The organism is Fluviicola sp. (genome assembly GCF_030151805.1).
Classification (GTDB): domain Bacteria; phylum Bacteroidota; class Bacteroidia; order Flavobacteriales_D; family Crocinitomicaceae; genus Fluviicola.
The window spans coordinates 1-16,046 of record NZ_JASLCN010000051.1 but is presented as its reverse complement, the minus strand read 5'-3'; the positions used below and the strand labels follow the sequence as shown (position 1 = coordinate 16,046).

General features: G+C 41.2%; 15 protein-coding genes. 5 read left to right on the top strand and 10 right to left on the bottom strand.

Going from position 1 to position 16,046, the window contains the following annotated elements:
• The 3 genes from Q1V93_RS02070 to Q1V93_RS02060 all read right to left on the bottom strand — a co-directional run.
• Positions 1-884: tetratricopeptide repeat protein (locus tag Q1V93_RS02070; protein WP_300660778.1), on the bottom strand; the 884-nt coding region annotated here is incomplete at its 3' end.
• Positions 885-894: 10 nt separating this feature from the next.
• Positions 895-1,572, bottom strand: coding sequence for a DUF1361 domain-containing protein (locus Q1V93_RS02065; protein WP_300660776.1), 678 nt, complete (start codon positions 1,570-1,572; stop codon positions 895-897).
• On the bottom strand, positions 1,557-1,946 hold the full coding sequence (locus Q1V93_RS02060) for a diacylglycerol kinase family protein (RefSeq protein ID WP_300660774.1): 390 nt from the start codon (positions 1,944-1,946) through the stop codon (positions 1,557-1,559). Before Q1V93_RS02060 ends, Q1V93_RS02065 begins: the two co-directional genes overlap by 16 nt.
• 92 nt (positions 1,947-2,038) lie before the next feature.
• Between Q1V93_RS02060 and Q1V93_RS02055 the strand changes: the two genes are divergently transcribed.
• On the top strand, positions 2,039-3,007 hold the full coding sequence (locus tag Q1V93_RS02055; protein ID WP_300660772.1) for a hypothetical protein: 969 nt from the start codon (positions 2,039-2,041) through the stop codon (positions 3,005-3,007).
• A gap of 87 nt (positions 3,008-3,094) precedes the next feature.
• Entirely contained in the window at positions 3,095-3,517 is a 423-nt protein-coding gene (locus Q1V93_RS02050; protein WP_300660770.1) for a DoxX family protein, read from the top strand.
• Between the two features lie 88 nt (positions 3,518-3,605).
• Here the strand turns inward: Q1V93_RS02050 and Q1V93_RS02045 are convergent, their stop codons facing one another.
• The 7 genes from Q1V93_RS02045 to Q1V93_RS02015 all read right to left on the bottom strand — a co-directional run bounded on the left by Q1V93_RS02045 (position 3,606) and on the right by Q1V93_RS02015 (position 13,107).
• Positions 3,606-5,753: a polyribonucleotide nucleotidyltransferase gene (locus Q1V93_RS02045; protein WP_300660768.1), complete on the bottom strand. Its 2,148-nt coding sequence runs from the start codon at positions 5,751-5,753 to the stop codon at positions 3,606-3,608.
• A gap of 329 nt (positions 5,754-6,082) precedes the next feature.
• Entirely contained in the window at positions 6,083-6,355 is a 273-nt protein-coding gene (gene rpsO / locus Q1V93_RS02040; RefSeq protein ID WP_300660766.1) for a 30S ribosomal protein S15, read from the bottom strand.
• A 159-nt stretch (positions 6,356-6,514) separates the two neighbouring features.
• Positions 6,515-7,435 carry a hypothetical protein gene (locus tag Q1V93_RS02035; RefSeq protein ID WP_300660764.1) on the bottom strand — a complete coding sequence of 307 codons (921 nt, stop codon included), beginning with the start codon at positions 7,433-7,435 and terminating at the stop codon, positions 6,515-6,517.
• 206 nt (positions 7,436-7,641) lie between these two features.
• Positions 7,642-8,184, bottom strand: coding sequence for a HutD family protein (locus tag Q1V93_RS02030; protein WP_300660762.1), 543 nt, complete (start codon positions 8,182-8,184; stop codon positions 7,642-7,644).
• Between the two features lie 50 nt (positions 8,185-8,234).
• The gene (gene accD / locus Q1V93_RS02025) at positions 8,235-9,080 is read right to left on the bottom strand and encodes an acetyl-CoA carboxylase, carboxyltransferase subunit beta (RefSeq protein ID WP_300660759.1); all 846 of its coding nucleotides are present in this window, start codon (positions 9,078-9,080) and stop codon (positions 8,235-8,237) included.
• A 9-nt stretch (positions 9,081-9,089) separates the two neighbouring features.
• The gene (gene fbaA / locus Q1V93_RS02020) at positions 9,090-10,163 is read right to left on the bottom strand and encodes a class II fructose-bisphosphate aldolase (RefSeq protein WP_300660757.1); all 1,074 of its coding nucleotides are present in this window, start codon (positions 10,161-10,163) and stop codon (positions 9,090-9,092) included.
• Positions 10,164-10,242: 79 nt separating this feature from the next.
• Positions 10,243-13,107 (bottom strand): BamA/TamA family outer membrane protein, encoded by a 2,865-nt coding sequence (locus Q1V93_RS02015; RefSeq protein ID WP_300660754.1) that lies wholly within the window; start codon positions 13,105-13,107, stop codon positions 10,243-10,245.
• Between the two features lie 72 nt (positions 13,108-13,179).
• On the opposite strand from Q1V93_RS02015, the gene Q1V93_RS02010 reads away from it, so the two are divergent.
• The 3 genes from Q1V93_RS02010 to Q1V93_RS02000 form a co-directional block, all read left to right on the top strand.
• Positions 13,180-13,908 carry an RNA methyltransferase gene (locus Q1V93_RS02010; protein WP_300660751.1) on the top strand — a complete coding sequence of 243 codons (729 nt, stop codon included), beginning with the start codon at positions 13,180-13,182 and terminating at the stop codon, positions 13,906-13,908.
• Between the two features lie 79 nt (positions 13,909-13,987).
• Entirely contained in the window at positions 13,988-14,968 is a 981-nt protein-coding gene (locus Q1V93_RS02005; RefSeq protein WP_300660749.1) for a tetratricopeptide repeat protein, read from the top strand.
• A gap of 196 nt (positions 14,969-15,164) precedes the next feature.
• A partial coding sequence (locus Q1V93_RS02000) for a VCBS repeat-containing protein (RefSeq protein ID WP_300660746.1) occupies positions 15,165-16,046 on the top strand: 882 nt, incomplete at its 3' end.

The following is a 16,046-nucleotide window of genomic DNA, read 5'->3' as shown; positions in this document are numbered from 1 at the left end:
TTGATCTTTTGTTCTTCCATCAATTGAATGGAACGCGAAATCGACGTGCAAAAATCATCCATCCTTTCCAATTCGTAATAAGCATTTGCCAAATAATGATGTGCTTCATAATTTCCTGGTTGTAACTGCGTCACCAACCCGTAATTTTCAATTGCAGCAGCATATTCTTCATTCATAAAATACACTTCTCCCCGCGTCAGCAAAGACCTCACATCGTTCGGGGCTAACTCAAGTGCTTTATTAATTGATTTCAATGCATTTGGAAAATCCCGCTCGTAGGAATAGACTTGTGCCAGGTAATTGTAAACAGTAAGGTTCTTCGGATCCAATTCGACTGCTTTCAACAAATCTCTTTTCGCAGACAGGTAATTCTCTTTGCTCATGAAATATCCAGCCCGCTCTTGGTAATAAATCGCATTGTTGGGTTCAACAGAAATGGCTTTCGACAAATCATTCAAACCGCCGATTTCATTTCCCTGGTATATTTTCAGCCTCCCGCGCAGCGAATATAAGGAGCCTTCTTTTGCATTGATTCCGATTCCCTTTTCAATAGCCTGGTAGGCCCCGTCTAAATGATCTTCATTCACCAGAACCTGCGCAAGATAGAAATAGCACTTCGCACATTCCGGGTTTACTTCCAAAGCCTTGTTGTAAAAAATCCTGGTTTCTTTAAAACGGTCTAATTGAAAATTCAAAGCTCCAAGAGAACGTAAAATCCATTCATTTTTTGGGAACTTTTTGAGCTCCGACTCAAAATAAACAATTCCTTCTTTTTGCTTGTTGTATTTGCAAACCGAATCGAACACCTGGTTATAACGGGTTTCATTCTGAGCAAATCCACTCAATCCGAAAGCAATCAAAAACAGAGTCAGTAGTATTTTCATAGAAGTAAAGTTAAACACTATGAGAAACTTTCCTACTCCTTAAAAGCGAAAAAGTAAGGTACAACATGGTCAGGAACAAGCCCATAAAAATCGTTACACCCCAGGTTCTCGGATGATCCATCGGATTAATGATCCGGTCTCCGATATCTGTCATTAGTTTTCCGGGTTGATGCAGAATATCCCAGCTGTTCCAACGCAGATATCTTCCAATATAGATCCCGAAACTGCTGACAAACAACAATAAAATAGAGATCAGTGAAACGACTTTTGATGACATGAATTGTTTCATGAGTTCTTCCAGATTCCACAAACTCAAAAATCCATAAAGCAAACCCGTCCAGGCGAAGGACAAAATCAATACAAGATCAAACCAAATCGGCATGGATGAGTGATGACTTAAATGAAATAAATCTGTCAGAATATAAGACGCATTCGGAAAGAACAACAGCCAAAATCCAAGCATTCCGAAAACAACCATGCGTTTTTTTTGCAAATTAGGGCTCATCGTCAGAATAAGCGTAAAAACCCAGGGAATAAATGCCAGAAACAGATTCCAGTTCAGAAATAAAAAATGCCTGGTTCCGGAAAGTTCTACTCTCAACAGGGAAAGCGCGAAACAAAAAACAGATAAAATTCCCATGAACAGGGAAATTTGAAATTGATTGGTTTTGATTAGCTGTTTGTACATAAGAATATGAATTTAGGTGCAAAAATGATGATTCCCGTTATTAACGCAGAAACTGCACTGATTAGTACAGCCGCCGCTGCTAAATCTTTCACTTTTTTGATTTGCGGGTGTTTTTCAGGAGAAGCAAAATCGGCCAAAGCTTCCAATGACGTGTTGATCAACTCACAAATGAACACCAGGCTCATCACTATAATCAAGGAAATCCATTCATTTAGTGAGATTTCCAGCACAAAACCCAGGGTAATTGCAATCAGTGCCGAAACCAGGTGAATGCGCGCATTGTGCTCTTCGATGAAAAGCGTTTTCAAACCTGCTAATGCATACCCGAAACTTTTGATCCGGTCTCTGATTGAAAAAGATTTTCGGTTTGACATCTGTGACTTTTTTGATTTTTAGGTATTAACGATAAAAAGGTACTTATCGTTTACCAATTTACAGTTTAAACACTCACCAAAAATCAAAAAACATGAAAACAATCCTACTTTCCATTTTTGCCCTGTGTTTTATTCACGTATCCGGGCAACTTGACAACCGGAATTACAACGATGCCCGGAACTCTTCGATCAACGGTTACGAGATAAACATCAACGGAGACGCACACAATATGACGATTTCGACAGAAGTCATTTACAACGCCATTCCGGATGGATATCAAATCACGTATACGACTTCATTCATTGCGAATTCCGTAGAAAAAACGGAAGAATTACTGAGCCGAAAATCGGATTCCATTGCGAAGGCTGTTTCCGAAATCGGGCTTTCCCGAAAAGATGTGATTTTCGATGTGATTGCCCTTGACCCCATTTTCGATTTTCAGCGAACGGATTCCATTGCCCCGATCGGTTACAAAGTCACGGAAAACATTGTTTTTAACGTCACAGATTTTTCACGTATTCCGCGCCTGGCTGAAATTTGTCTGAAACACGGCATTTACGACTTGATCAATGCCCAGGCTTATTTGAACGATTCGAAACCTGTTTACGAAAAAATGAATGATAAACTGGTCGAACTGGTGAATCAGAAAAAGAAATTATGCAAGGACCTGGGAGCAAATATTGACAATGCGAAAGTAAAAATCACGCGTCATTCCGACACGTATTATCCTTCCGAACGTTATTTGAAATCCCTCATCCAAAATCCGAGTTTCTACAAACACCATCTTTCCCAAAACTCCACACTTTCACTGAACCGGGCAGTAGATGTGGACAACTATTTCGACTACAACCTCAAACAAGTTGATTTTGTATTCAACCCCAACAATACACAACCGGTCATTCAATTCTATTACAAATTGGTTACCGAATATGTGACTCCTGACACGGAAGAAGAAATCCGGAAAAAAGTAGAGGAAGAACTAAAAGCAAAGGAAAAATCCAAAACCAAAGCCATTTATACAATAGATGAAAAAGGGAATCTGAATAAAATAGAACTCTGAACGCAATCCGGAGATATAAATAGTGTTATAAAGTTGATTATCAACCTGTATTTCATTAACTTACTATTTATTACAAATAATTGCGCCATGAAAACAATTGTTAGAATGAATAAATGGGCGAACGCTCATACATCAATTGGTTTGGATGTGCTTCGTATTGGTTTGGGTGTTTTCTTGTTTTGGAAAGGAATACAGTTTTCCGGACAAACAAAAGAATTGACTCATTTAATTGCTCCGAATCATCCGGATGCAATTACACTGATTTTAGCACATTATATCGCCATGTCTCATTTTGCTGGTGGTATTCTGGTTGCGGTGGGTCTACTCACCCGACTTTCTCTCGCATTTCAATATCCGATATTGATTGGGGCTGTGATCATCAACTTCACAGGAACAATGGACGCATTCGCTTTGATACAAGCCCTTGCAGCTCTCCTTGCGGCATCATTCTTTCTGATCATCGGATCCGGAAAACATTCTGTTGATTATACCTTGAAGATGAATGTTTAACTTGACTGAACCCTGCACAATTCGTCAGGATAAAAACAAAAAGCCCCGATAACAACTATCGGGGCTTCTCATTTTATAGCGTTGTAAATTACTCAGCTTTTGGAGCTTCAGCAGCTTTCTCTGGTCTTGGCAACAATACTTTACGAGACAATTTCCATTTTTTCGTTTTCGGGTCTTTCCCAACAACTTTAAACTTCAATACATCTCCTTCTTTTACCACATCTTCCATTTTCGCTACTTTCTCCCAGGAGAACTCAGAAATATGGATCAATCCGTCAGTTCCGGGAAGAATTTCAACGAACACACCGAAATCCTTGATCGCTTTCACTTTTCCTTCGTATTCTCCACCTTCATCAACTGTTGGAGGGAATGCGATCATGCGTACACGTGAATTTGCAGCATTCATATCTTCTGCATTATTCGACATGATCTGAACACGACCTTCACCAGTTTCCAATTCTTCAATCGTAATGGTTGTGTTCGTGTCTTTTTGAATTCCCTGAATGATCTTACCTCCAGGCCCGATAATTGCTCCAATCATATCATTCGGCACGTTGAATGCTTCGATGCGCGGAGTTTGCGGTTTGAAGTCCGGATTCGGAGCTGCAATCGTTTCGATGATTTTGTTCAGGATGTGTAAACGTCCGGCACGCGCCTGATCCAAAGCCTGGATCAATACTTCGTATGGTAAACCGTCTACTTTGATATCCATCTGACAAGCTGTGATCCCTTTAGAAGTTCCCGTTACTTTAAAGTCCATATCTCCCAGGTGATCTTCATCTCCTAAGATATCAGACAATACGGCAAATTTACCTTCGTCAGCAACCAATCCCATAGCAATACCTGAAACAGGCGCTTTGATCTGAACACCACCGTCCATCAATGCCAATGTACCTGCACAAACTGTTGCCATAGAAGACGAACCGTTTGACTCCAGGATATCAGACACCAAACGAATCGTGTAAGCGTTATCTTCAGGAAGAACCGGTTTCAATGCGCGTAGTGCAAGGTTTCCGTGTCCGATCTCACGACGGGAAGTTCCGCGTAACGGTTTCGCTTCACCGGTTGAGAATGGAGGGAAGTTATAATGCAACAAGAATTTCTCTGTTCCGTGGAAAGTAACTCCGTCGATCAATTGCTCGTCCATTTTACCACCAAGAGTCAAGGTAGTCAATGATTGAGTTTCCCCACGTGTAAATACAGATGAACCGTGAACCATTGGTAAGTAATCTACCTCCGCCCAAATCGGACGAATCTCATCAAATTTACGACCGTCCAAACGCTTTTGTTCGTTCAACATCACCCAACGAACTGCTTTCTTCTTCACTTCAGAGAAGTAAGTAGAAATAAAACCGCTTACTTCAGCCAACTCTTCTTCAGAGAATGCTTCTTTTACTTCAGTTTTAATCGCGTCGAACAATTCTGTACGTTTTGCTTTGTTAGCAAGACCCTGACGAGCAACTTCTTTACATTTATCCATTGCCAATTCGTACACTTTCGCTTTCACTTCCTCGTTATGAGTTTCGTGAGAGTAAACGCGTTTCGGGTTTGCTGTCGGGATCAATGCTCCAAGATCCAACTGGAACTGACATTGCTCTTTAATTGCAGCATGCGCAATTTTAATCGCTTCAACCATTTCCAATTCGGAGATTTCCTTGAATTCTCCTTCGATCATATTCACATCTTTCATTGTACCGGCAACCATCATATCGATATCTGCCGATTTCATTTCTTCCATTGTAGGGTTTACAATCCACTCACCGTTTACACGACCAACACGTACTTCAGACATTGGTCCGTTGAATGGAATATCAGAAACTGCAATTGCTGCAGAAGCTGCCAAACCACATAATGCGTCCGGGTTGTTTACACCATCGTAAGCCAACAATTGAATCATCAACTGAACTTCCGCATGATAATCATCCGGGAATAATGGACGCAATGCACGATCCACCAAACGCATGATTAAGATTTCTGCTTCAGAAGGACGTGCTTCTCTGCGGAAAAATCCACCGGGAAAACGACCCGCTGCTGCATATTTTTCACGGTAATCTACCGTTAGAGGAAGGAAATCTACTCCTTCTTTTGCTTCTGGTGCCGCAACTACTGTTGCCAATAACACCGTGTTGCCCATTTGTAACACTACTGACCCGTCGGCTTGTTTCGCCAATTTTCCGGTCTCGATGGAAATTTCTTTCCCGCCAGTAACGATGGACTTTTTGATTCCTATATTCATATTTATACTTTACATGTTTTATAGACTTCAGGATGTCAGAATCTCAAGACTTGACATGTCTTAACGATCCAAATACTTCATCCGGAAGTCATTTTGTTATGGACTTTGATTTTAAAGCTTTCGGATTGATGAGTCCTGACATCTTAAAATCTGATGGTCCTAACATCTTTTTGCTGTCAGTTCGAATTCCCGGCAGAAGCGTAGCGAATCGTCGGGAGTATCGGGAACTAAAGCAAAAAAGGGGACAGCGGAATAATCCGACAAGCCCCCCTTTAATATATGCTTACAGTTGAAGTGAAAAATTTTCACCGTCACTGCAATGTTTCGAATTAACGACGTAATCCTAATTCTTTAACCAACGCACGGTATTTCTCGATATCCTTTTTCTTAAGGTAATCTAACATACTACGACGCTTACCAACCAACAACTGCAAAGATCTTTGTGTTCCGTAATCTTTACGGTTCTTTTTCAAATGCTCAGTTAAGTGAGCAATACGGTAAGTAAACAATGCTACCTGACCTTCTGTTGAACCTGTGTTTGTTGCTGCACCTCCGTGTTTTGCGAAGATCTCTTCTTTTTTCTCTGAACTTAAATATGACATGCCAATATTACTTGAATAATTTTTATGTACAATCCCAACTTTTGGAATTACGGTGCAAAGATAAGAACTAATTACGAATTATGAATGCTGAATGTCGAATTAAATTATTCTCTTCCCAAACCTTCATTCGGAATTCGGAATTATTCATTCGTATCGGACTTATAGTCCTCCATCGGAAACGTACATACCATCTTTAAAGATGCGCACTTTCAGCAAGACACCGTCCCGGTCATAGACAAAGACTTTTCCATCTTTCAACTGACCGTTTCTGAACAAACCGTCAATCCAGATTTCATCGGATTCGGTGTATAGTTTATTGAATCCGTTGGGCTGGAATACAACTCCCCTGGCAACACGTGGCGCATGCACAAACGGAGCATTCATCATGGAATTACGGGAATGTGAAACCGGGCTGGAATCCTGAATTCGTTCAATTTTACTAACGACATTCTGAATTTCAGGGTTTTCCACACTCACATTACGAGGTGTTCTTACACTCAGGTAAGTGGAGTACAATTGAGGATAATTTTGAGATAACCAATTAAAATCAACGTGTGCGTTCTGAGACTGGTTTTGGTGCATCGACTCCTCTACCCAGAATTGGTAAGCATAAGGAGAACTAAATGCACGTTTTGCAAAGAATACTTGTCCTGCAACCATTTCACGGTTGTGAAAAAACATTCTGCAGTCGAACAAACCATTATGTGCTTCTAAAATCTGAGACGGAGTAATTTTTCGCGGAACAGTACTTGCCTGAATCAATTCTCCTTTTTTGTCAAAACGGAAATAAGCTCCTCCGGGTCTGTTATCCAGGTACTCCCCGATCAAACGTGGAGTTTTTCCATCAGGATAATAACAAATCCATGCTCCGAATTTGCGTCCCTTAATATATCTTCCTTCTTTTCTTTTTGATTCGCTGTCAAGCGTCGTAGCATCATTTCCTTCATCAACCACCCAATATCCGGTTCTTTTTCCCTGCGTATCAAATTGGTTCAACGTATCCGCTTCGCGCACTTTTGCAGACCATCCGAAATGGGACAACAAAAGTAAAAAAGTGAGTATGCTTATTATTTTATTCAAGGTAATCTATGTATTAGTTCTGCAATAGTTTTCAGTTGAACGAATATAATCTTTTACCCTATATAGCACCGTATCCAATGAAAATATTTTCCTAACAAATGAATATTCATACTATTTCAGTGAATAATTATTTCCGGTTGAATTATTCCCTGAAATAACGATTTAGTTTTGTTAAAAAGAAAGGAGAAGTCGCGTTTCAGAAGCAATTACAGCTGAATTGAAATGACTTTTGAAGGTTCGCTCACGATGAAATCCACAAATGTATCCGGATCATTTAAGATGAATACGGGAGCCACTATTTTTTGATTCCCTTTTTCCAATATTCCCTGGTAAAGATAAATCGCCGTTTCACTTACGGAAAGCACTTCACCTGTTTCCAAAGTGTTTACAGAAACTTTTGGTGCGAATTCCGGCTTGAAAATGAGGTTAAAATCAGTTAGTTTTCCTTTTCCTTTCGTTTTCCAGCTTCCACTAAACCGGGCAAGTTCGAATTCATTCACCGATTGATTGATGACGCCATTTTCCGTTTCATGTTCCATTTCCAGACTTCCTTTGAGAGGAATCAAAATGCGTTCGTAACCTTCAAACAGGGAAAACTCCGACTCTTCAATTTCTACCACGGCAGAGCTGACCCTCCAATCGAAGTTTCGTTCACCCAGGTTCGAATCCTCCGGAGAAATATACAATTGAGTTGTCTTCCCTCCTGCCCAACTGGAAATCAAAAAATGAGCTGTCGTCCGTATTTTCATGGCAAAAAAAATCCCCCTGCCAAAGTCAGGGGGATACTATTTCTATGGAATTATGATCTGAACAATTTCAATGAATGACCCAAAGTTTCTTTCAACTCAGTTCTATTCACAATGTAATCCAGGAATCCGTGTTCCAAAACAAATTCGGAAGTCTGGAATCCATCCGGCAAATCTCTGCCGATTGTTTCTTTTACGACACGAGGCCCTGCAAATCCGATCAATGCTTCCGGTTCAGCGATATTGATATCACCCAGCATGGCGAAAGATGCAGTAACACCTCCGGTTGTAGGATCTGTCAGATAAGAGATATACGGCAATTTATGACTTGATAATTGTCCTAATTTACCGGAAACTTTTGCCATCTGCATCAATGAGAATCCTGCCTCCATCATACGCGCACCTCCGGATTTGGAAATGATCATAAACGGAGCTTTCAATTCGATTGCTTTGTCAATTGCACGGGCGATTTTCTCCCCCATTACAGATCCCATGGATCCGCCAACGAAACTGAAATCCATCGCAGCAACAACAAACGGGAAACCTTGCATATCTCCATATGCAGTTCTGATCGCATCTTTCAAACCTGTTGCTTTCTGTGTTGCTTTGATTCGATCCGTGTATTTTTTTGTATCCACGAAATCCAACGGATCTCCCGAAGTTACCTTCTCGTTAATTTCGACATATTTCCCTTCGTCAAACAACAAATAAAAATACTGCTCGGAACCGATTCTTTCGTGGTTCGAACAACGGTCACACACCCAGGCATTTCTTTCCAAGTCCTGAGCTGTAAACACCGTTTTACATCGGGAACATTTACTCCAAAGTCCTTCCGGAGTTTCTTTTTTATCTTTTGTTGAGGTAGTAATACCTTCTTTGGAACGTTTAAACCAACTCATATCACCAGCTTATTTAGTCAATGTATTTACGTTATTCAAATCTTCGAATGACTGCTCCAGGCGTTTCACAAATGTCAACTCACCCTCACGCAACCATTTTCTCGGATCGTAATATTTCTTATTCGGAACATCATCACCTTCCGGGTTTCCGATTTGAGTTCTCAGGTAATCAATTTTAGAATCAACATAATCACGAACTCCCTCTGTAAATGCAAACTGAAGATCCGTATCAATGTTCATTTTAATCACTCCGTAGCCAATTGCCTCACGAATTTCTTCAACGGTAGAACCAGAACCTCCATGGAATACAAAATCAACCGGGTTGTGTCCTGTATGGAATTTCTCCTGAACAAAGTTCTGAGAGTTCAACAAGATCTTCGGTGTCAGTTTCACATTCCCGGGTTTATATACTCCGTGAACATTTCCGAATGCAGCTGCAATCGTAAATCGCGGACTCACTTTCATCAATTCTTCGTAAGCAAACGCCACTTCTTCCGGTTGTGTATACAATTTAGAAGAATCCACATCGCTGTTATCCACACCGTCTTCTTCTCCACCGGTAATACCCAATTCGATTTCCAACGTCATCCCGATTTTGCTCATACGAGCCAGGTATTCTTTGCAAATCTCAATATTTTCTTCGATCGGTTCCTCCGACAAGTCAAGCATGTGAGAAGAATACAACGGTTTTCCTGTTTCTTTAAAGAACTGCTCACCGGCATCCAATAAGCCGTCTACCCATGGCAGCAAATTTTTCGCACAGTGATCCGTATGTAAAATAACGGTTACTCCGTAAGCTTCCGCCAGGGCATGAACGTGTTTCGCACCGGAAATCCCTCCTAAAATAGCAGCTTTTTCATCTTTATTGGAAAGACCTTTACCAGCGAAGAAATGTGCTCCTCCGTTTGAGAACTGAATGATCACAGGAGCATTCAATTTCGCTGCAGTTTCCATTACTGCATTTACTGTTGAAGTACTGGTAACATTCACTGCTGGAAGCGCAAATCCTTTTTCTTTTGCAAAGCGGAAAATCTCCTGAACCTCATCTCCTGAGGCAACTCCGGGTTTAATAGAATAAGCCATTTTAGTCATTATTTGGGGTGTAAAAGTAATGAAAAGCGCCAAATAATGACGAAGAAAGCATAAAAATCAACTCAAGCTCTTAGAATGGTACACCAATTCCAAAATGCAGGTACATGCGGTAGAGGTTTTTCGGAATAAAATTTCTGTAGTCCGGACCATAAACTGCTTCTGCTTTGGTGTGAAATTCCGTTTTCGGGCTAAAAATCCAACGCTCTCCTTCGGGAAGAGAAGGATTATGAATCGGAAGCCCCAAATCCAAGCGGAATAAAAAGTAGGTGAAATCAAAACGGAGACCATATCCGACAGAAACACCCAATTCTTTTAAGAATCCGGCAGAAATCTGACCACCGGGACGATTCGGATCTTCTTTACGTGTCCAGATATTTCCCGCATCGGAGAAAATCGCGTGATTCAGAATTCCACCCGCCCCGAACCGGTATTCCAAAGATGCATTGAAGCGAATGTCTCCAATCTGGGTAATTGCAAAATTCGGATCCAGAAGTCCCTGGTACGAACCCGGACCAAGCGTTCTCGCAACCCAACCGCGGTTATCGTTTGATCCTCCGGCAAAGAACGAATAATCATATGGCAGGGAGGTCGGTGAATTTTTCATCGGAAATCCGACACCAGCCATGGTTCTGAACGCCAGCGTACTGTGTTTTCCGGTTTTGTAATAAATCACAACTTTATTATCTATCACGGAAAATTGCGCATAAGGAACTCCCAGAAAAAGCTTGTGTCCTGCCGTATCATACTGAGGTTTGATCGACGTGATTCCATTTAAGAGATTTCCCGCAATGGAAAAACTTCCCGAATAAACAAAACGCAATTTAGCATACTTCCGCTTTGTTTTCTTATCGTTGTCAAAATCATATGTTACCCTGAAATCTTCCCAGATAAACTGATCGCGGTAAGCATTCTTCAAAAACAAATCATTCAGTGCATTCAACTTTTCCGTGAATTCAGGCAGTGGCTTGATCGAAACAAACTTGATGACGGAAGCCCCCGGCAAACCAAAAGAAACCGACTGTGTTTTTCCATCTCCAACCAAAAATTTGTAGATGTAGTTGAACTGAAGCACACTTCTGGAGAAATCAGGTCTTTTCTGAAAGTTATACGCGGTTGAAAGTTCCGTTCTTGGTCTTTGTCTTTTCCCCAGGATCGTCACTCCGAAAGGAAATAATCCCGGAATATCCAGTTTAGCCGACGGTCCGATCTCCAGCGTGTTAAAGCTTCTTTCCTGCGTTTTGATCTTATTTCCGTTGGCATCCTTGGAGAATACACTCGGGTTGGATTCAAAACCTCCTGAAATCGAGAACACGAAGTTTGTTCCCGTTCTGAAAATATTCTTGTTGTTGTAATTCAGCGAAGCACTCAATCCCAGGAAACCATTCGAGTTCTTTGCACGCGGCTCAAAACTGAAACTCTGCTTGGTCGCAGGTGTCAGATAATAATGCACCTTCACAAGCCCGCTTCCGGGATAAGTTTCCACAATTTCAGGTTTGATCACCGAAAACAATCCCAACTGAACCAATCTTTCAAAAGAACGCTCGAGATAATATTCTTTGTAGTAATTGTCGTTTTCCAGGTAATTCTGCGCCTCAATCAATGCCGGACTTACAAACAATTTGCCATTGTAATAAAAAGTCGCCACTCTATGCGGGTCAAAATCAATACTGTCTTTGTATTTTCCGAGTAAATTTTTATCTACCTGACTTTTAATAATCACCTTATGGCCTGCGGCCTGGGATTTTTCGTAATCCTCAACCGGTTTCCGGATCTTTTTATAAACCGTATCATCCAGGGTGATGATGAAACCGTTTTCCTTCAAGTCCAGGCCCTTTTTGGCTACATCGGATTTAAAATCTCCTTTGTAATAACTGGTGTCCGAAAAATGGAAAAACACACTGTCTACCCGCGTAGAAACATGCGGAATATAGGTTACGTTCTTCGGATTGTTTTTATCCTGTACCACCCGGTCCCCCAAAACAATCGTCAATGTCATTTTCAGACTGGTTTTGGGAGAATTTGAAACCCTGCTCGTATCGGCCTTATAGGTGACATTTGTTTCAACAAAACCAAAATATGTCTGATCTCTTAAATAACTGGCGAGTTCTCCCCGGTATGCGCTGAACTTATCTGCATCAAAAGGAAGGTTGATCTGTTTTTTGTCGATAATACTTGCCTTGAAATCCGAATTCAAACCTTGCTTATCAGTTTCTTTTTGAATAAACACCTCAAAATCGTGTTCAACAGACGGGTTCGAACAAATGAGTTTCACCGTATCGATATAATAACGGGTTCCGGTTACGATATCGTAATTTGCAACCACCTTGCGTTTCAGCTTATGCTTATTCAGCTTGCGGTGAATCGTATCAAACTGGCTGCTTACATGCGAATAGAAATACCCTTTCGAATGCATATATGCCTGAATCTGAACCCGGGAACGTGTCATTGCTCCGGTATCTGCAACAACAGGTGCTTCACCGAATTTGTACTTGATTAATTGTCTGAGTGTTGAATTCGGATCAAGCGTATCGCGTAATCGGACTTTCTTATAAATGTAATCCGGTTCTCCATGTCGGATAGCGCGCTGCCTTCTGCGTTCGTTGATCCGGATTTCGCGCTTGGCTTTTTTCCGGTTTTTAAAATTTAAGCGATCCAGTTTCTTGATTCTTCCCTTTTCGGTTTTGGCACTGTCGATCCAATTATACAATTTCAGACGAAGCGGAACTCCGATCACTTTTAGATTCGGTTTTTGCTTCAAGACATCTTCCACTTCCGAGGTATTGATTTTATCGCCCTGAACCGTGATTTTGTTCTTCACCAAAAGATGCTTGCCGGGAGGAACCAACTTGGTTGACGAACAACTTTGAACAACAAATACAACCGCAGCAATTACGAATGCATGAATGAATTTAAATAGCTCAAAGCGCCTCACCATAAGACAAAAATAAGAAACCAAAACAAAAATTCATTTTAAACGAAGCGAATTTGGTAAGTTTGACAAAAAAAAGTGGAAGCCCTTTCTAAAGCCAAACAAAAATGGATCCGGTCTTTACAGCAAAAAAAGAACCGTGAATTGGAATCGCTTTTCGTTGTAGAAGGCGAAAAATCAGTCCTTGAAGGAATTTCTGCGCTTTCATCACATTTAGAAATACTGGTTACACTTGAGGCATTCGCATCACAAATTCCAGGCCAGTTTTATTCCAAAACATTTACGGTTACAACTAAAGAATTAGAGCAAATTTCGGAATTGAAGACTCCGAATAAATGTTTAGCCGTTTTCAGACGGCCGGAAAACGGGTTACTTCCCAATGCATTGACCATTGCTTTGGACGGAATTCAGGATCCGGGAAATATGGGAACCATTCTTCGCCTGGCAGATTGGTTCGGAGTCAGACAATTGATCTGTTCCCGGGACACCGTCGACTGTTACAACTCCAAAGTCATTCAATCTTCCATGGGAGCCATCTACCGCATTCCTGTTCACTATATTGATCTGGCAGAATTTTTGCTGAGTTCTCCGCAACAAAAATTCGGAGCGATGCTGAACGGAAAAAATTACAAAGAAATCGATTACCCAAAAGATGCCATCCTGATTATGGGAAACGAAGGAAAAGGCGTCAGACCGGAAATTGAAGCGCTTTTCGACGTTCCTGTAACCATTCCGCGATTCGGAGAAGCAGAATCCTTGAATGTGGCCACGGCGACAGCTATTTTGTTAGCCGAAATCGTCGGTTGATTTGCTCTCATCAATCCATCTTTTGTTTTACAACAAAAACGAATACTTTTAACACATTCAAACACTTAACAAATCCGCAATGAAACTTTTTGGACTGTTTTTTTTCATCTGTCTTTCGCACACGGCCTTTTCTCAGTTCGATCTGATAGATAAAGACACCAGCAAATATGCTTCATACCGTTTGTCGATCCGCATTGCCAATAACCGCATCAATACCGATCCGAACAATGCGGAAGCGTATATTCAGCGCGGATACTATCTGAATCTATTGGGCGATTACGACGGAGCTCTTCGCGATATTGACAAGTATTTGTCTTTGCGCCCTGCTGAAGCCCCGGTTTATAAATCACGCGCCAAAGTAAATTTCGAAAAAGGAGATCTGGACCAGGCAATCAAAGACGTTTCAAAAGCCCTCGAGCTGAATCCGGAATTTGATGAAGCCCGGCAAGACCGCGCAACCTTGTACTATAAAACCGGAAATTTTAAAGCCTGCAAACCGGACCTGCTCTACCTCCTAAAGAAAAATCCCAACGATTTGTCATTGATCCTGTATCTGGGTTACTGCGAAACGAAAGAGAAAAACTTCAATAATGCCATTTCCTACTTCCGGACAATCCTTTCGAAAGATTCGCTATACAAAGAAGCATACAACAATTTAGGCTTCTGCTACTTTAGTCTGGGAGACAACACAAAAGCGTTGGAAGCAATCAACAAAGCCATTCAGATCGACCCGCGTTATCCGGAAGCATATGATAAACGCGCCCAGGTTAAAATCTCAACCAACGATTACAAGGGCGCATTGGAAGATTTGAATAAAGCACTTTCCTACAATCCGTTTTTGAGCACATCGCTCAATAACCGCATGCTGGCTTTAATCGAATTGAAACGCTACAACGACGCTTTAGGCGACGCCAATCTGTTACTGCAATTGGTGGAACCAACCCCGGAAGTGCTCGAAACAAGAGCAAAAATTTACAAAGAATTAGGCAACACCAAATTGATGGAAGAAGATTTGAAGTTTGCGGAAGAACTCAGGAAACAATTACAAATACCAAAATGAATAGAGAATTTAATGTTCTCAAACCTGTAAAATATCCTTGAACAAATAACACCCGAAAAAGATTTTTCTGTCTTCCGACTTAGGTTAAGTACGGACCATATATAAGAACATAAAGGATTTCTAATACCATCCTCTAAATTCTTGTACAAAACAAAAAAGTGATAATTTTACATCAATTCTTAAATTAAGTGACACCATGAAAAAAACCATCCTATCTCTTTTATCATTTGCACTGGTAAGCACCTCTTTTTCACAGAATTTATGCTTTAGTGAACTCCATCCGGTTCCATCTTTACCGGGAGGTAATTTTACACCAGCTTTTAATGACCCTTCCCCAAATCAGTCCTTTGTATCGGACTTTAATATGGACGGAAATCCGGATCTCCTGATTGTCGGAACGGATGTCAGCGGAACCGGGCCAGGAGGAATATCCAATATATACATCTATCTCAATGACGGAACCGGTCAGTTCACTCCTGATCCGGCAAACCAGTTTTCTGAAACCGGTATGCAGCAACGCATTGCAGGAGTGGGTGATATTGATGGCGATTCGGACGATGACATTCTCGTCTTATCCGAAATGCTGAACAAATCATTCCTCTATAGAAATGACGGTACCGGAACCTTTACAGTTGTGAGTGGTTCCCCTTTTGAAACGATCGACCTGATGAGTTCTGCGATCAATGCATATCCGCAATTTGTGGATGTGGATGATGATTCAGACAAGGATATCTTCCTTGGAGCGCGTTTGTTCCTGAATGACGGAACCGGGAATTTTACCGAAACAACTCCCCTTTCAGATCTTACTGCATTCATTCAGATGACTACATTTGACGTCGATAATGACGGAGATCCCGATGCAATCGTAACAGGAACATCATCATCATCAGGCTCCGTAGCAAGAATCTATCTGAATGACGGAACCGGGAATTTCTCCATTTCGTCCTCAAGCAGCTCGCTAATCCCGGTAGAACAAGGATTCATCGACTATTCAGATATTGATGCGGACGGTGATTTAGACCTGATTATTACCGGAATGAACGTGACCACACATACTTCTCCTACCAACCTGTATACC